We start from the raw sequence: 17,152 nt of genomic DNA on the forward strand, positions 1-17,152 counted from the left end.
GTTCCCGGGGTTCCCGGGGTTCCCGGGGTTCCCGGGGTTCCCGGGGTTCTTCCTACGGGGCTTCCGGTTCGGGGCAGCCCATGACCACCCGGGCCCGCCGCACGACCTTGTCGTCGTCGCCCGCCGCGTCGTGGTCGTCGCGGCCGTGGTGGAAGACCGCCGGCTCGATGGTCTGCGCGACCACCTCGGCGGTGAACTGGGGGCCGCTGCGCCAGTGGACGACGTCCGCCCACTCCGCCACCTCGTCGTGGCCGCGGCCCAGCGGGTCGCGCACCTCGATGCCGCGCTGCCGCAGCTCTTCGAGCATCTGGTTCTTGAGAACGCGCAGCAGGTCGTGCAGGCGCTTGTTGCCGCCCTCCACCAGCGGCGTCTCGGCCCGGGCCAGCTGCAACTCCAACTGACCCGCCAGGGCAGCCAGTTCGTAGAGCGAGCCGAGGACGTCGGCCGACTCCTGCGCGGCCCGGCCGCGGTCCTTGGCCAGATCGTCGCGGGAGCGTTGGAGCACTCCGGCCAGTTCGTGCCCGAGGTGGACGGCCTGGCCGAGGCCGTCGGGCACCGGGCGTTCGGCGAAGGCCTCCCAGCCCGGCGGACCGGTGGGCCGGGACGCCTCCACCGGTACGCAGTCCGGCCGTCCGCCGGGTTCGGGGGCGGCCGGGGCCGGATCGGCCGAAGTCGCATCAGGCGAGGGCGGAGCGGACGACGGCGGACCGGCCGAAGTCGACTCCGTGGTCACCTCGTCGGTGGTGGCCGAGTCGGTGGCGGCCGAGTACGTGGTCACCGCGTCGGTGACGGCCGCGTCGGTGGGTGTCGGGTCAGCCGAAGAGGACATCGCCCACCTCCAGGTCGGGTTCCGGGTCGCCGGCCGCCGGCGACCGGTCCTCCAGGACGGCGTGGGTGCCGTCCGGAAGGGGCTGAAGCAGTTCCCGCAGGACTCTGCGGACGGCCTCGGTGACGTCGAAGTCCTCCGGACCGAGCGGCCGCGCCTGCGGGCCGGCCGGAGCGGGACGGTGCCGGCGGGCGAACTTGTCCCAGCGCCGCCCCCGGTAGTCCGTGCCCGGCGGTTCGGTGAGCGCGTGGCGCTGCCGGGTGCGCTCGTTGCCGATGAGCTCGCGCATCGCCCAGTCGTACAGCTCGCGCTCCGCCTCCGGAGCGGTCTTGAGGCCGTCCTCGCCACGCTCGACGATGGCCTGCCGGTCGGCGTCGACCGGCAGCGCCAGCACGTGGAAGGGGTTGGGTCTGCGCGACGCCGCCGTCATGGCCGCGTCCCGCGGCCGACGGATGTGTACGAGTCCTCCTCGCGGGGCGGGAGTTCAGTAGTCGCCATAGTGGCCGAGCCTCCTGATGATGTCCTCGGCGGCGGCCAGGTTGTCCCGGGCCGCCTGCAGATCGGGGTCGATGCGCAGGGCCTCGCGGAAGTGGTGCATCGCGGTGCGGATGTTGGCCGTCTCGTCGCGGAGGGTCGGCCTGAAGCCGGTTCCGGGGAGTTTCCCGATGCGGTCCATCGCCTGCTCGACGAGGCCGACGCCCTGCGCGTTGCGCGCCCTCGCGACATCCTTCAGGGCCTGCCCGGCGTCCTGGCGCAGCCTGCCGTCCTCCGCACTCATGGCGCCGGCGACGCCCTGGGCGTCGTGGATACGGGCCTCGGCCTCGCCGAAGCGGTTCTGCCGCAGGTCGACGTAGCCCTGGTTGATCAGGGTGGTGGCCCGCATGGTGTCGAGGAGTTCCTGGGTGGACGCGTTGCGCGGGATGCGGTCGAGCTCGGCCAGGGCGCGTTCGTAGCGCTTGGCCCGGATGTGGTCGAGCGCCGTGCCGAACAGGGCCTCCCTGCGGGCCTGTTCGAGCAGTTTGTCGACGCTGGGGTTGGCGGGGTCCCACGCCTTGGCGCGCTCCAGGAGCCGGACGCTGTCCTGCGTCGACCGCTCCAGCAGCCCGCGGTCGACGAAGTGCATGCCGAGCGCCTGGTTCTCGCGCGCGTACGGGCGCCCCTCGGTGGACCGCTCGGCCAGCAGATCGGCCGTACGGGCGGCCTTCCGTGCCACCTCCCGCATCCGGTCCCGCTCGTCGAGCTCGTACAGGCGGGTCTGCCATCTGTTGTGCCACTCCAGCACGGTGCACAGCACGGAGGTCGGCGCGAAGCCCTGCCGGACGGCGGTGTTCAGCATCTCGATGCCGGCCTCGTAGTCGCCGTCGATGCCGCGCGGGAGCCGCTTCAGCGCCGCGGGGTCGTCGACGCGCCGGGTCGCGGTGCGCACCAGTTCGGTGGCCCATTCGTCCAGCAGGACGCCGGCCCGGGCGGCGATCCCGGCGAACAGCTCCTCGTCCACGTCGTCCGGCGCGACAAAGCCGAGCGGTCCGTCGGCGAGCAGCCCGCGGGTGGCGGCGGGACCGTCCCGTACGGCTTCCAGGCAGCGCAGATGCATCCGGGCGGCCGTCTCCTCCTGCCGGTCCAGGCAGCGTGCGCCGTGGGCGCGGTGCAACTCCAGGAGTTCGTCGGCCAGTTCCCTGCGCAGCCCGGCGCTGTCCGCGTCGGGCGTGCCGGTCTCCCGCCAGAAGCCGGGGTGGGCCAGCAGCAGGGTCCACAGGGCGGTCGCCGAGACCAGTTCGGGCCCTGCGGTCCCGGTGCGGGCGACGGTGCCGAGGGCGGCCTCCCGGTAGACCGCGGCGAAGGTGTGCGCCAGCGGTACGTCCGGGCCGTGGGTGCTCAGGCAGCGGTCCAACTCGCGTACGGTGCCGGGCTCGTCGTCCTCCTCCAGGACCCTCCACAGCGCCGGGCGGCCGGCCACGAGGTCCTCGATCAGGCGGTAGCGGCCCCGTCGTTCCAGGCCCGCGACGATGTCGGGCAGCAGGACCGCGAGGAGGGCGTCGACGCGGTCGTCCCGCTCCAGGGCGGCCGTCTCGGCGTGCACGGGATGGTCGGCGGGCAGCAGCCCTGCAGCCTTGCGCAGCAGTGCGAGGGCGCCGGTCCGGTCCTTGTCCGCGTACGCGGCCACCGCGCGGTGGCAGAGGTAGGCGCCGTACTCCTCGCGTGCCTCGGGCGCCTGGAGCAGCGCCCGCCTCCACAGGTCCTCGGCGGTGTCGTGGTCGCCGACGACCGCGGCGCACCGCACCAGGGTCAGCAGGGCGGTGCCGTCGGCGTCCGCCGCGTCGGCCGCCTGCCGCCGTACGGCGGCCTTGAGTGCCTCGGTCGCGTCGCCGCGCCGCTTGCCCCGCGCCACCCGCGCGCACAGGGCGGGCAGGGCACGGTCCAGGTCCACGAGACCGGCCACGTCGTGCTCGGCCAGGGCGCGGGTGAGCAGGTCGGCGGCCCGGGGGGCGTCGGTGCGTACGAGTCCGGCGGCCCGGGCGACGAGAAGCGGCGCCGCAAGTCCCGGCACGCCGTCGGCGGGCGGCTCCCCGTCGGGCGGGAGGCCGTCCAGCGCCCCGGCGAGGAAGCCGGCGACCCGCCGGGCCCGTGCCTCCTCGGGGCCGGTGCCGTCGTCCGGCGCGCGGGGCGGGACGACCTGCCCGGCGAGGGGCGTTGACGTGGCCTCGGCGTCGGGAACGTCAAGGCTTGCCGACACGCCGGACCGTATGTCCCACCCCGTGGCTCCCACGCCGGAGCGCGCGGATTCCGCACGAGCCCCCACCGAACGCCCACCGGCCCCCGGCGGCCCCACACCGGACCCCGCCGATCCCGCCCCGGATCCCGGCACCCCAGCACCAGATCCCGCCGATCCCGCGCCAGATCCCGGCGCTCCAACACCAGACCCCGCCGATCCCGCACCGGACCCCGACGACCCCGCACTGGACCCCGACGACCCGCCACCAGAACCCACCGGTCCCACACCAGACCCCGCCAACCCCGCACCGGACCCCGACGACCCCACCGCGGACCCCGACGACCCGCCACCGGACCCCGCCGGTCCCACACCGGACCCCGACGACCCCCCCGCAGACCCCGACGACCCGCCACCAGACCCCGCCGATCCCACCGCGGACTCCGCCGCCCCGGCACCAGAACCCACCGGTCCCGCACCGGACTCCGCCGATACCGCCCCGGACCCCGCAGAACCCGCAGACCCCGCACCAGACGACCCCGACGACCCCGACGACCCCACCGCAGACCCCGACGACCCGCCACCAGACCCCACCGGTCCCGCACCAGACCCCGCCGCCCCAGCACCAGCCCCTGCCGATCCCGCCCCAGACCCCGCCGGCCCGTCGCCACCCGTCCGTGCTTCCTGCCGTACCCGCGGGGCCCGTGTCGACCGGCCGTTCCGTGTCGGCGGTTCGCCCGCGTGTTCCGCCGCGGCCGCCCGCAGCAGGCGTACGGCCGCGTCGTGCCCGCCGGTCGCGAGTGCGGGCAGGGCCGCCTCCAGGGCCAGGACCGGATCGACTCCGCCCTGGTCCGCGGCGTCCGGCTCCGCACCCGCGGACAGCGCGGCGAGGCGGGCCGTGGTGAGGGCCGCGCGGCGGACCTCGGGGACGGGGTGCCGCTCGGCCAAGTGGGCCAGCGCGGCGTCCAGTTCGGACCGGGTCGACGGGTCGGTGGCCAGGGCTCGGCTGTGGGCCAGGGCTACGGCCAGCGGTCCGGCCTGGTCGCGGCCGGTCCAGTCCGTCAGCGCTTCCACCAGCACCGGTTCGGCGTGCTGGGGCTCGGCCAGCAGCTGGGCGAACCCGAGGAACCGGCCGGTGCGCGCCCGGTGCCGTACGGCCCGCCAGGGCGAGGGGCCGGTACCGGGCCGGGCGGCCCGCTCGGCCAGCAGCCGGGCGGCCCGGGACAGCGCGCGGGCCTCGTCGGGCACCGGCGGCAGGGCGTCGGGGCCGGTGACCGCCGCGTCGGTGAGCCGGGCCGCCGCCTGTTCCGCGTACCGCACGGCCTCGTCGGCGCGGCCCGCCGCCCAGTGCACGGCCGCCTGCCGCAGCCCCAGTTCCCCGGCCGCGTGCCGGGCCCGGGGCAAACCGCGCCGCACCAGACCGGTCAGGCGCTCCTCGGCGGCACCGGTCCTGCCCGCGCAGACCTCCGCCTGCGCCCGCAGCAGCTCCGCCTTGCGCCCTCGTACGCCGTGCAGGAGCGCCGTCACGTCCGCGGTGCGGCCGGCCTTCAGCTCCAGCACCGCCAGGAGCACTCCGGCCCGGTCGCGGCCCCGGTCACGCGCGGTGTGGAGCAGCTCCCGGGCCCGCTCCGGGTCCCCGGGCAGGGCCAGCACCCCGTGCCACAGCAGCCGTTCGGCGTGCGGGAGCCGCCTGAACAGCGGCAGCCAGGTGAGCCGCTGGGCGGCCTCCGGGCGTCCGCGCGCGATCTCGACGCCGAGCATGGTGCGCAACGCCTCCAGCAGATACGGCAGTCCGGCGCCCCGCGTGTCCAGCCCGTCCCACTCGGGCAGGACCGGCGGCCGCCACCCGGCGGTCAAGCGCAGCCGCGCCTGCGCGAGCGGGGCGAGCCCGCCGGCTCCGGCGGCGAACCCGGCGGAACGGTCCCCGGCCGGCGCCAGGTCGGGGTCGGCGTCCAGCAGCAGGCAGACCAGAGCCCAGCCGCCGGGCCGGCCAAGCCAGTCCAGGCAGCGCTCGGCGGCCGCGTCCGCCTCGCCGCCGAGCAGGAGCGCCCAGGCCGCGTGGTAGGCGATGTCGGCCCGTCCGGGCAGCTGCTCGGCGAGCGGGAGCAGGTGCTGCCGGGCGCGCACATGGTCGCCCTCCAGCAGATACGCCCGCCCGAGCGCGTACGGCTGCCAGGGACCGGTGTCGGGGCCGGGTTCCGTCGCCGCGAGCAGTCCGGCCGTCAGCGGGGGCGGCACCTGGTCGGCGCCCGCGCCGGGCACCTCCTCCAGCCAGGCCAGCATCCGGCACAGGTCGAGCAGTCGGGCCGCGCGCGGGGTGAGCAGATGGCCCCGGCCCGCCGCCGCGCCGGCCGCCCGGGCGAAGTCGCCGCAGTGCAGCCGCGCGGCCAGCAGCCCGTGCAGCGCCGACGCGTCGTCCGGGTCGGCCCGCAGCGCCGTCTCGAAGCGCTCGGCGGCCTCGGCCGGCCGGTCGTGCAGGAGCAGTTCGCCGTAGCCGAGCGTCCGCTCCACGCCGGGCAGGGGGCGGGTGGCCGCGAGCTGCCGGGCCAGTGCCTCCGCGCGCGCGATGCGTGGCGCCGGGTCGGCGAAACCCGCCGCGAGCAGCCCCGCGACGTGGTCGGCCACCTCCCGCGGCGGCCGTGCGTGGCGGGCCAGCAGGTCGGCGTACACACCGAGGGACGCGTCGCCGTCCGCGCCCCAGCGGGCGAGCGTGGCCGCGGCGCCGACGCGGGCCTCCTCGAAGGCGCGCCCGGAACGGTACAGCCGTGTCAGCAGGTCCTCGGCCCACGGCCGGTCACCGGGGCGGCCGCGGGCCGCCAGTGCTCCGGCCAGCGGGAACCAGGACTGCTGGAGGCCGGTCTGGGCGGTGCCGGCCATGCGCTCGCCGAGGTCGCGCAGCCGGTCGAGGTCGGCCTCCTCCAGCAGCGGCAGGAACGGGCCGGTCAGCAACGACTCCTGGAACGAGAGCCACAGCCCGGCCGTCTGCTCCGGCCGCTCCTCGAAGCGCGGCAGCAGCTCCCGCAGCCGGGCCAGGCCCTGGGCCGGATCGCTGTCGGCGAGGCCGGCCGCCCAGGCGTTCTCCAGCCGGCCGAGGAAGGTGAGGTTGTTGCGGACCGAACGCTGCGGCTGCATCCCTCACCTCCGGCCCTGCTCGCCGCCGGACAGCCGGGCGAAGTGGTCGGCCTGGAAGCGGTTGCCCGCCTGCCGGAACGCCCGCTCCGCGCGGCGGGCCAGGTCGGCGCGGGCCGTTCCGTCCGCCATCCGGGCACCGGCCCGCACGAGGTCGTGCGCCTTCGCCCAGTGCGCCGCGGCGGCGTCGTACGTCCCCTGCTGCTCCAGCGCCTCCGCCAGCTCGGCCAGCACGGACGGCAGGAGGTCGCGCTCCGTGCGGCCGTCCTCGGCCAGCGGCTGCAGCAGGGAGACGGCCTGGGCCGCACTGCCCTCCCTACGCGCCCGCCGTGCCTCGGCGAGCTCGCGGGTCCCGGGTGCCGGCGCCCGCCGTGCGGAGGCCGCGGCCTGCCCGGTCCCCGGCAGCGCCTCCAGGGCGGCCATCACCTCGGCCGCGCCCCGGAAGCGGTGGCCGGGCCGCACCTCCAGGCAGCGCAGGACCACGGCGTCGAGTTCCGGAGAGACCGAGTTGTTGAGCGCGGACGGCGGGACGGGCGAGGCCTTGAGCTTCTGCTCCTGGAGCCACTCCCCGTGGGCCCGCCGGGGCAGTGACAGCGGCGGGACGAGGTGGTCGTAGGCGTGCCGGCCGGTGAGGCCCTCGTACATCAGCAGGCCCAGCGAGTAGAGGTCGGAAGCGGGCACGCTCGCCCCGGCGGCGGTCTCCGGCGCCATGTACTGGATGGTCCCGGCGGTGCCGGGGACCAGGCCGCCGTCCAGCATGCGGGCGGCGAGCCCGAAGTCGATCAGCCGGACCGAACGGTCCGTGCCCAGCAGGACGTTGTCCGGTTTGAGGTCGCGGTGCAGCAGGGGCGGGACCAGGCCGTGCAGCCCGCGCAGCGCCAGGCAGATCTGCCGGGCCCACTTCACCATGAGGCGCGCGGGCACCCGCTGGAGCCGGGCGAACTCGGCGGCGAGGGTGCTCCCCTGCACGTACTCCATGACCAGGAAGGCCCGGCCGCCCAGGTCCCGGGCCAGCCCGCCGTCGTAGACGTGCACCAGATGGCGGCGGGCCTCGGTGTCGGCCATCGTGCCCATCGCCTCGGCGAGCAGCAGCACGTCGGCGAAGAGGTCAGCGGCCGTGGCCTCCGTGATGCCCGTGCGCCGGGACAGTTTGCACGCCACCTGGCGCACCGGGTTGCCGAGGATGTACTGCTCGCTGCGGTAGACCGCGCCGAAGCCGCCCCCGCCCAGCCAGTCGCGCAGTACGTAGCGGCCGTCGACCGTCCTGCCGGTCAGGCCCCGCATGCCGGACTCATCGGTCGGGATCACGCCTCACGCACTCCTCTCCGGTCCGGGCTCGGTCAACTCCCCTTCCTGATACGACACTTCGGCGTCCGCCCGTGGTTCCGGGGGCAGGAATCGAACCTCGGTGCCCGGCGTACCCGCACCGGAGGCCGGGGCCGCCGGGCCGGTCCGGGACAGGCCGACCACGACCCGGCCGCAGGCGCGGTACTCCTCCGGATGCGCCTCCGCCGCCGCGAGGGCCGGGTTGTCCACCCAGTCCTTGAGGATCCGCCGCATCACGCGCCCGCCCTCCCGGCCACGGGCCTCGCGGTCGAGGCGGTGGCCCAGCTCCGCCGCCCGGTCCAGCAGCTCCGCCGAGACGACCAGTTCCTTCTCCCGCCGCTCGCGCCAGCGTTCCTGCCACTGGTCGAGGATCTTGCGCCCGATGCCGTGCATGGCCGCCCGGTCGAGCTGGCGGAAGACGACGATCTCGCGGATACGGGCCAGGAACTCCGGTGTGAAGACCGGGTCCCCCTGCCGGTGGCGCACCGCGGCGAGGCGCTCGCGCACGGCCCTGGAGATGTCCTCGTCGGCGCTGTCCGGGCCCATCCGGGAGATGACCTCCTGCCCGGCGTTGGTGGTGAGGATGAAGATCGCCCGGTCGCCGTGCGCCTTCTCCCCGCGCTGGTCGGTGATCCAGCCCTCGTCGAAGAGGTTGAGGAAGGGCCGCAGCACCTCGGGGTGGGCCTTCTCCGCCTCGTCGAGCAGGACCACGCAGTACGGATCGGCGTTGAGCTCCCCGATCAGCCGGCCGCCGCGGTCGAAGCCCGCGTAGCCGGGCGGCGAGCCGAGGATGCTGGCCACGCTGTGCGGCTCGGTGAAGTTCCCCATGGTGTACGTCTGCAGCCGCTTGGATGCCGAGTAGAGGTCGGCGACGGCCTTGGCCAGCTCGGTCTTGCCGACCCCGGTCAGCCCGGCGAACAGCAGCACGGACGCCGGCCCCGAGGTGTCCGCCAGGCCCGCCTTGATGCGCCGCAGTTCACCGGCGACGGTCCGTACCGCCCTTTCCTGGCCGACCACTCGGGCGGTGAGCGCCGCCTCGTAGTCGATGCCGTCCTCGCCCGTGCCGGCGATCTGGCCGCGCGGCACCCGGGACAGCTCCGCGACCGCGTCGACGACCTCGGCCCGGGTCACCGCCGCCCGCTCGTCCCCCTGCTGGGTCCGGGCGTAGTGCAGGTCCTCGTAGGCGCGGGCCAGCACGCGGACCGCGGACAGCGGCAGCCTCTGGTGCGGAATGAACTCGCCCGCCAGCAGCACCGCCCTGCCCACCGCATGGTCCTCGGCCGGGATGCCGAACTCCTCCGTCAGCCCGTCCGCCGCCAGGCGTGCCATGTCGCAGGCCGTCTCCCGGTCCGGTTCCGTCATCTCGATCCGGGTGGTGAGCTCCTGGAGCGCGTGGTCGGCGGCGACCAGGTCGTCGTAGTCGTGCACGGACAGCGCGCCGACCAGATGGACACGGCGTTCCTTGAGCGCGCGGCGCAGCTGGAGCAGATGGTCCGTCCCGTGCGGGCCGCGCAGCAGTCCCCCGAGGCCGTCCAGGCAGACGACCAGATCGGTGCGGCCGGAGACCTGCGCGACCAGGGCGGCGAGCTGTTCGCCGCTCTTGTCGGCCGCGACGTCCCGGCAGTCCACGCGCAGGAACCGTTTGCGCCGCAGGAACGGGATCTCCCCCGTCGCCGCCCGGCGGGCCAGCTCACGCAGCAGCGTCGTGGTGCCCACGCCCGGCAGGCCGGTGACCAGCACATGGTTGTTCTCGGTCCGGTGCAGCGCCCGGCACAGCGGATCGAAGTACCGGTCGAGGTGGCAGGCCGGCGTGATGCCTCCGGTGCGGGCGAGCCAGGTGAGGTCCTCGGAGGGCGGCAGGAACGCGGGCAGCGTGTACACCGTCTCCCGCGGCGTGGTGCTGCGCGACTCCTGCAGCACCTCCCGTACGTGGGCCCGTAACCGGTCCGGATCGAGGCGCAGCGGGTCGGCGCGCAGGACCCCGGTCAGCCGGGGCGAGGGGTCGTCGAGGAGCGCGGCCAGCAGGTGCGGGGTGTCGATCCGGTCGGCGTCCCAGAGCGCGGCCGTGCGGCGGGACGCGCTCAGCAGGGTGTGGAAGGCGTCGCCGCATTCGTCGCGGCGCAGACGCGGTGGTGCGGGGCGGCCCCGCTCGGAGAGCCGGAAGGCCGCGGTGATGATCTCCGTGGCCTTCACCAGGCCGACCTGCGGGGGCAGTTGGAGCCTGAGGAGGCGCTCGGCGAGGCCCTCGGTCTCGCCGAGCAGGGCGAGCAGACAGTGCGGTGGCAGCAGCCGGTCGTAGCCCAGTTCGGCGGCTCGCTCGGCGGCCTGCTCCAGGACGGCCCAGACGTCCGCCGTGAACTCCTCCGAGCGCAGCCGTCCCGAGGTCTCGTCGAACAGTTCGGGCAGCGGCTCCAGCCGGACCCGCGCCCGCCGGCGTAACGCCTCGGCCGCCCGCGGCAGGTCCAGCACCTCGCCCAGGAACTGCCGGTCCTGCTCGTCCGGATGGTCGAGCACACAGGCCAGGAGCAGTTCGAGGGCCACCTCGGGGAGGCCGGGCGGGGACGCGGGCGCTGGCGCGAGCGCTGGTGGGGACGCGGCTGCGGGGGCGGGACTGACCGTGGAGGCGGGCGTGGGCGCGGGCGCTGGCGCGAGGGCGGGGGCGGACCGGACCGTGGACGTGGGCGCGGGACTGACCGTGGAGGCGGACGCGGGACTGACCGTGGACGTGGGCGCGGGGGCGGACGCGGACGCGGGCGTGGGCGCGGGGGCGGACGCGGACGCGGGCGTGGGCGCGGGGGCGGACGCGGACGCGGGCGTGGGCGCGGGACTGACCGTCGACGTGGGCGCGGGGGCGGACCTGACCATCGACGCGGACGCGGGGGCCGTCCCGTCGGCATGGCTGCCGTACTCCGCGGCGAAGTCGGCGAAGGCGGCCATCAGCTCCGGCGCGATACGACCGGGCGAACCGTCGAACCCGTAGGCGGTGCCGGGCGGGTCGTAGACATCGATGGCGGCCATGAGGTGCTGCGGTGCGGCCCCCTCGGCGAGCGCTGCCTCCAGCGCGGGCAGCACCGCCGGGTCCCGTCCGGCCAGCACGGCGAACAGCACGTCGCCGGGCCGCAGCCGCTCGGACGCCCGCTCGGACGCGGCTCTCAGGACGTCATGGACGCGCCGGTCCCCGCACGCCCCGGGGTCGAGGACACCGTCGGTGAACAGCAGCGGTGACAGTGCCGACCTGCTCGATGCCATGAGTGATGGGTCGTGCCGTGCGGAGTCTTCTGCCTGCATACCTGTGCCCGCGGCACCGCCCTGTGCAGGAACCGGCCCGCGGACCCACCTCCCCGTTGACGAAATGCTTCCACACGAGGACCCGTGTGACTCCCGCATCCGTCAAAAAGCACATGCCCCACCGTTCCGTCGGGGAATATGCACAATCGAGGTGGCCGTCGGTCAGGACCCGGCAGCGCGGGCCTGCGGCGGACGTGGGCCTGCGGCCGGCGCGGGCCTGCAAACGGCAGGGGGTGGACGCCCGTCGACGCCCACCCCCCTTTGCTGCTGGCCGCAGTCGGGGATGCGCTCAGTTGCGCGAGTTGCCGAACAGGATGCGGTAGACGATCAGCAGCACCAGCGAACCGCCGATCGCCGCGGCCCAGGTCGCTCCGTCGTAAAAGTTCTTGGTGATCGGGTGGTCCAGCCAGCGCGACGAGATCCAGCCGCCGATGAACGCACCGGCGATGCCTATGAGAGTCGTCCCGATGAAGCCGCCCGGGTCCCTGCCCGGCAGCAGGAACTTGGCGATCGCCCCGGCCAGGAGCCCCAGAATGATCCAGCTGATGATGGTCATGCTCTCAACCTGCCCTTCCGCGCTGTGCATGCACTTTCCGGACAGTGTGCATTCGGTCAAGATCCGCTGTGCTTCGCGCGCTCGTGCCTGCCCTTTCGATGAACAGGACGTCCGGACCGCGCGCTCCGGTTGCAGTGATCAGGGGGCCCTGTCGGGTACGCGCGCCGGAGTTCCCTCCTCCCCCCGGCTACCGTGAGTCAGGACGGGGGCCTCCGGGGCGCGGCAGCCACGCACGCGTACATCGCGCAGCCCCAGTGGGATATCGGCAGGACACCCTCGGGCCAGGGCCGGCCGGGGTCCTTGCGGCCGCTCGCGCGGTTGGCGAGGTACTGCGCGACAGCGGCGGGTTCGCCGGCGGGCGGGCTGTCGAGCAGGAACAACAGGCCGTACTCCGGGCCGAACCCGCCGTCGCCTATGCGCAGATAGAGGTCGGCGAGCAGAGAAGGCAGGGCGAAGCCGAGGGCGGCCTCGGCACGAACCAGGGTCGGCGCGTCGGCCGGACCGGGCAGTGAAGGCCAGCCCCACGGACGGGTGTTGCGCGCCTTGCCCGCCACCCGTGCCAGCAACCGCTCGTTCTCGCTCATGGGTTCATGATGCAAGGCGCCGCTGACAACCGGGCCGGCCTGTGGACAACCGCCGGGCTGTGGAAAACCGACGGCCCGGAACACCGCCTGGCTGGGCACAACCGGCCGCGTGGACCACAGCCGGGCCGCGGACCACCGCCGAACTGCGGAGCGAAGGGCTCGTGGGTCAGCGAGCCGCGAACGGCTCGTCGGTCCGCACGATCTCCCGGCCGAGCGGCAGCAGCGAGACCGGGATCAGCTTGAAGTTGGCGATGCCGAACGGGATGCCGATGATCGTGAGGCACAGGGCGATGCCGGTCGCGATGTGCGTGAGCGCCAGCCACCAGCCCGCCAGGATCAGCCACAGGACGTTGCCGATGCAGGAGGGCGTGCCGGCGTCGCGGCGCTCGACCGTGGTGTACCCGAAGGGCCACAGCGCGTAGACACCGATACGGAAGGCGGCGATACCGAACGGGATCCCGATGATCGTGATGCAGAGCAGGAGGCCCGCGGCCAGGTATCCGAGGAACAGCCAGAAGCCGCTCAGGACGAGCCAAATGACGTTCAGGATGGTTTTCACTGCTGACGACCTGCCATCTTCTCGAGCCGGGCGATGCGCTCTGCCATCGGCGGGTGTGTCGAGAACATCTTGGAGAGTCCCTGCCCCGGACGGAAGGGATTCGCGATCATCATATGGCTGGCGGTTTCGATGCGCGGCTCGGGCGGCAGCGGCAGTTGCTTGGTACCCGCTTCGAGCTTGCGCAGCGCGCCGGCGAGGGCGAGCGGGTCACCGGTCAGCTGGGCGCCGGACGCGTCGGCCTCGTACTCCCTGGAGCGGCTGATGGCCATCTGGATGAGCCCGGCCGCCAGCGGGCCCAGGATCATGATCATCAGTATCCCGAGGATGCCCGGACCGTCGTCGTCGTCCGAACGGCCGATGGGGATCAGCCACGCGAAGTTGACCAGGAACATGATCACGGAGGCGAGGGCGCCGGCGACCGAGGAGATGAGGATGTCGCGGTTGTAGACGTGACTCAGCTCGTGGCCGATGACACCGCGCAGCTCGCGCTCGTCCAGGATGCGCAGGATGCCTTCCGTGCAGCACACGGCGGCGTTGCGCGGGTTGCGGCCGGTCGCGAAGGCGTTGGGTGCCTCCGTCGGCGAGATGTACAGGCGCGGCATGGGCTGGCGGGCCTGGGTCGAGAGATCGCGGACCATGCGGTAGAGAGCGGGGGCCTCGAACTCGCTGACCGGACGGGCACGCATCGCGCGCAGCGCCAGCTTGTCGCTGTTCCAGTACGCGTACGCGTTCGTGCCCAGTGCGATCACAACCGCGACGACGAGCCCCATGCGGCCGAAGAAACTGCCGATGACGATGATGAGGGCGGACAGCCCTCCGAGGAGGACCGCGGTCCTGAGCCCGTTGTGCCGGCGGTGCACGGTACGCCCTCCAAGTGGTGCAGCAGGGGAACCCTTTGCTTACGGAGCTTGCTTGCTGTCTCAGGTACCACCGGTACCGTCGTTTCACGTCCAGTGGACCCTCCCGCACTGGTCAACGCCAGGCGGGGGCCACTAGTTCCCTTGTGCGCACGGCGCCGCGCGTCGGCCGACCGGGTGACGGCGGACGCGGGCGGCCGGAAGGCCCGCCAAGATCTCAGAAGAGGGTCGTGTCGGCGAAGCGCAGGATCAGCTGGGGTGCTCCGGAGAGGGCGACGGCGAGGACGCCGGTGAGGGTGATGGCCGCGGTGACGGGCGCCGGGAGCCGGTGCTTGACGGGTTCGCCCTCGGGGGCGCGGAACAGCAGTGCCGTCCACTGGAGGTAGTAGAAGAGGGCGATCACGACGTTGGCGGCCATGAGCACGGCCAGCCAGCCGAGTCCCGCGTCGACCGCCGCGGAGAACACGGTGACCTTGGCGAAGAGGCCGATGATGCCCGGGGGCAGTCCGGCCAGGCAGAGCAGGAAGAACGCCATCAGCAGGGCGGCGAGCGGGTTCGTCGCGTAGAGGCCGCGGTAGTCGGTGATGCGGTTCGCGGTCCTGGTGCGGCCCACCAGTGCGGCGACGGCGAAGGCTCCGAGGTTCACCGCCGTGTACATGAGCGCATAGGCGACCGTGGAGCCGACGGAGTGCTCGGCGTCGTCGGAGTAGGCGGCCGCGGCGATCGGCACGAGGAGGTAGCCGGCCTGGCCCACCGACGACCAGGCCAGCAGCCGTACCGCGCTGTACGCGCGCGTGGCCTGCTGGCGCAGGGCGCCGACGTTGCCGACGGTCATGGTGAGGGCGGCCAGGGCCGCGAGCGCGGGACCCCAGACGTCGGCGTACGACGGGAAGGCGACGACGGTGACGAGGATCAGGCCGGAGAAGCCGACCGCCTTGCCGACGACCGAGAGGAAGGCGGCGATCGGCAGGGGCGCCCCCACATAGGTGTCCGGGACCCAGAAGTGGAAGGGCACGGCGGCCGTCTTGAAGGCGAAGCCGACCAGGGTGAGGACCACGCCGGTCTGGGCGAGCGTCTGGAGCTGTCCGTCGACGTGCTGGATGCGGTCGGCGACCTGGGTGAGGTAGAGGGTGCCCGTGGAGGCGTACACGAAGCTGATGCCCATGAGGCTGACGGCGGTCGCGGTGACCGACGACAGGAAGAACTTCAGGGCCGCCTCGGAGGACTTCCGGTCGCCGTACCGGAGGCCGACGAGTGCGAAGGCGGGCAGGGAGGCGACCTCCAGGGCGACGATCAGGGTCGCGAGGTCACGGGAGGCGGGCAGCAGGGCGGCGCCGGCCGCGGAGGACAGCAGCAGGAACCAGTACTCCCCCTCGGGGAGCCGCTTGTCGGCGTCCTTCAGGGCGGTCACCGACAGCAGCGCGGCCAGGAGTGCGCCGCCGAGGACCAGAAGCTGGATCACCAGGGTGAACCGGTCGGCCGTGTAGCTGCACGCGTGCGTGCCGCGCACACAGAAGGTGCTGCGGTCTGCGTCCAGCAGCGGCAGGAGCATGAGCGCCGCGGCGGCCAGGCCCGCGACGGAGGCCCAGCCGAGCAGGGGCTTGCGCGCCTCTGGCACGAACAGGTCGGCGACGAGCACCAGCAGCGCCACGACGGCGGCGATGGCCGGCGGCGCGACGGCGAGCCAGTCGACGGACTGGACGAGGTTCGCGGCGAGCGGCTGGGCCAGGGCGCTCATCGGGTGCCTCCTGCGAGGAGCTGCTGGACGGCCGGGTCGGTCAGGCCGAGGAGAGCCCTGGGCCACAGCCCGGCGACGACGGTGAGGGCGACGAGCGGGCTCCAGGCCGCCCATTCGTACAGGTGGACGTCGGCGAGCCTGGGCGCCTCTTCCTGCGGTTCGGCACCCATGCAGACGCGGCGGACCACGACGAGCATGTACGCGGCGGTCAGGAGTGTGCCGAAGGCGGCGATCGACATGAAGGTGAGGAAGGCGGGGCGGCTGAGGTCGGCGGCCGGCTCGAACGCGCCGAACAGGGCCAGCATCTCGCCCCAGAAGCCGGCCAGGCCCGGCAGTCCGAGCGAGGCGACCGCGCCGAAGGCGATCAGGCCGCCGAGGCGGGGGGCCTTGCCGTAGAGCGCGGCGCCCGTCCTGTCGGCGAGGGTGTCGAGGTCGGTCGTGCCCGTGCGGTCCTTGAGCGCGCCGACCAGGAAGAAGAGCAGGCCGGTGATGAGGCCGTGGGCGATGTTGGCGAACAGGGCGCCGTTGACGCCGGTCGGGGTCATGGTCGCGATGCCGAGCAGGACGAAGCCCATGTGCCCGACGGAGGAGTAGGCGATGAGCCGCTTGAGGTCGCCCCTCGCCCCCTGCTTGGCGAGGGCCAGGCAGGCCAGCGATCCGTAGATGATCCCGACGACGGCGAAGGCGGCGAGGTAGGGCGCGAACGTGTGGAAGCCGTCCGGCGCGATCGGCAGCAGAATCCGGACGAATCCGTACGTGCCCATCTTCAGCAGGACGCCCGCCAGCAGGACCGAGCCGACGGTGGGCGCGGAGGTGTGGGCGTCGGGCAGCCAGCTGTGCAGCGGCCACATCGGCGTCTTGACCGCGAGCCCGATCCCGATCGCCAGAACCGCGATGACCTGCACGGACGAGGTCAGCGACCGGCCGTTGTCAGTGGCGAGTGCCACCATGTCGAAAGTGCCGGCCCTGATCCCGATCAGGAGCAGGCCGAGCAGCATGACGACCGAACCGAGCAGCGTGTAGAGGATGAACCGCCAGGCGGCCTGGGTCCTGCCTTCGCCGCCCCAGCGGGCGATGAGGAAGTACATCGGGATGAGCACCGTCTCGAAGGCGAGGAAGAACAGCAGCAGATCGAGGACGGCGAAGGTCGCGAGGGTGCCGGACTCCAGGACGAGCAGCAGTGCGACGAAGGCCTTCGGGGACGGGCCCGCGGGCATCTTGAAGTAGGAGTAGAGCGCGCAGAGGAAGGTCAGCAGCGCGGTCAGGACCACAAGGGGGAGGGAGATGCCGTCGATGCCGAGGTGGATCCGCACGTCGAGTGCGGGGATCCAGCTGATGTCGGTCGTGGCCTGCATCTTCGAGGGATGGCCGTGGTCGAAGCCGAGTGCGAGGACGATCGCGGCCATGAGGACCGCGCCGGTCACGGTCACACCGTGCCGCAGGACGGCCTGCTCGGGCGACGTCCCCTTCAGCCCGGGCGGGGCCGGCAGGAGAGCGGCGAGCGCGCCGAGGAGCGGCACGACGACGATCAACGCCAGAAGGACCTGCATCACGGACTCGCTGATATCGATCACGCCTG

General features: G+C 73.8%; 10 protein-coding genes and 1 pseudogene. All 11 read right to left on the reverse strand.

Going from position 1 to position 17,152, the window contains the following annotated elements:
- Positions 1–52: 52 nt before the first annotated feature.
- The 11 genes and pseudogenes from ACIRPX_RS34715 to ACIRPX_RS34765 all read right to left on the reverse strand — a co-directional run bounded on the left by ACIRPX_RS34715 (position 53) and on the right by ACIRPX_RS34765 (position 17,147).
- Positions 53–829 carry a hypothetical protein gene (locus ACIRPX_RS34715; RefSeq protein WP_404202726.1) on the reverse strand — a complete coding sequence of 259 codons (777 nt, stop codon included), beginning with the start codon at positions 827–829 and terminating at the stop codon, positions 53–55.
- Positions 813–1,256, reverse strand: a complete 444-nt coding sequence (locus ACIRPX_RS34720) for a hypothetical protein (protein ID WP_404202728.1) — start codon at positions 1,254–1,256, stop codon at positions 813–815. The genes ACIRPX_RS34715 and ACIRPX_RS34720 overlap by 17 nt, the downstream gene beginning before the upstream one ends.
- Positions 1,257–1,310: 54 nt before the next feature.
- Complete coding sequence (locus ACIRPX_RS34725; protein ID WP_404202730.1) at positions 1,311–6,668, reverse strand: hypothetical protein; 5,358 nt, start codon at positions 6,666–6,668, stop codon at positions 1,311–1,313.
- A gap of 3 nt (positions 6,669–6,671) precedes the next feature.
- Positions 6,672–7,973 (reverse strand): serine/threonine-protein kinase, encoded by a 1,302-nt coding sequence (locus ACIRPX_RS34730; protein ID WP_404202732.1) that lies wholly within the window; start codon positions 7,971–7,973, stop codon positions 6,672–6,674.
- A 3-nt stretch (positions 7,974–7,976) separates the two neighbouring features.
- Positions 7,977–11,240, reverse strand: coding sequence for an AAA family ATPase (locus ACIRPX_RS34735; protein WP_404202734.1), 3,264 nt, complete (start codon positions 11,238–11,240; stop codon positions 7,977–7,979).
- Positions 11,241–11,568: 328 nt separating this feature from the next.
- Entirely contained in the window at positions 11,569–11,835 is a 267-nt protein-coding gene (locus ACIRPX_RS34740; protein ID WP_404202736.1) for a GlsB/YeaQ/YmgE family stress response membrane protein, read from the reverse strand.
- A 198-nt stretch (positions 11,836–12,033) separates the two neighbouring features.
- A pseudogene (locus ACIRPX_RS34745) lies at positions 12,034–12,419 on the reverse strand (SMI1/KNR4 family protein); the annotation flags it as partial.
- Positions 12,420–12,585: 166 nt separating this feature from the next.
- Complete coding sequence (locus ACIRPX_RS34750) at positions 12,586–12,978, reverse strand: YccF domain-containing protein (protein ID WP_404202739.1); 393 nt, start codon at positions 12,976–12,978, stop codon at positions 12,586–12,588.
- Positions 12,975–13,838 carry a zinc metalloprotease HtpX gene (gene htpX / locus ACIRPX_RS34755; protein WP_404202742.1) on the reverse strand — a complete coding sequence of 288 codons (864 nt, stop codon included), beginning with the start codon at positions 13,836–13,838 and terminating at the stop codon, positions 12,975–12,977. Before htpX ends, ACIRPX_RS34750 begins: the two co-directional genes overlap by 4 nt.
- A gap of 214 nt (positions 13,839–14,052) precedes the next feature.
- The gene (locus tag ACIRPX_RS34760) at positions 14,053–15,573 is read right to left on the reverse strand and encodes an NADH-quinone oxidoreductase subunit N (RefSeq protein WP_404202744.1); all 1,521 of its coding nucleotides are present in this window, start codon (positions 15,571–15,573) and stop codon (positions 14,053–14,055) included.
- Positions 15,570–17,147, reverse strand: coding sequence for an NADH-quinone oxidoreductase subunit M (locus ACIRPX_RS34765; RefSeq protein ID WP_404202746.1), 1,578 nt, complete (start codon positions 17,145–17,147; stop codon positions 15,570–15,572). Before ACIRPX_RS34765 ends, ACIRPX_RS34760 begins: the two co-directional genes overlap by 4 nt.
- Positions 17,148–17,152: the final 5 nt, after the last annotated feature.

The organism is Streptomyces sp. NPDC101225, assembly GCF_044767585.1.
GTDB lineage: Bacteria > Actinomycetota > Actinomycetes > Streptomycetales > Streptomycetaceae > Streptomyces.

Bases quoted from the DNA above. Each gene is read 5' to 3' on its own strand.
- ACIRPX_RS34715 (WP_404202726.1), bottom strand. From the start codon at position 829: ATGTCCTCTTCGGCTGACCCGACACCCACCGACGCGGCCGTCACCGAC.
- ACIRPX_RS34720 (WP_404202728.1), bottom strand. From the start codon at position 1,256: ATGACGGCGGCGTCGCGCAGACCCAACCCCTTCCACGTGCTGGCGCTG.
- ACIRPX_RS34725 (WP_404202730.1), bottom strand. From the start codon at position 6,668: ATGCAGCCGCAGCGTTCGGTCCGCAACAACCTCACCTTCCTCGGCCGG.
- ACIRPX_RS34735 (WP_404202734.1), bottom strand. From the start codon at position 11,240: ATGGCATCGAGCAGGTCGGCACTGTCACCGCTGCTGTTCACCGACGGT.
- ACIRPX_RS34740 (WP_404202736.1), bottom strand. From the start codon at position 11,835: ATGACCATCATCAGCTGGATCATTCTGGGGCTCCTGGCCGGGGCGATC.
- ACIRPX_RS34760 (WP_404202744.1), bottom strand. From the start codon at position 15,573: ATGAGCGCCCTGGCCCAGCCGCTCGCCGCGAACCTCGTCCAGTCCGTC.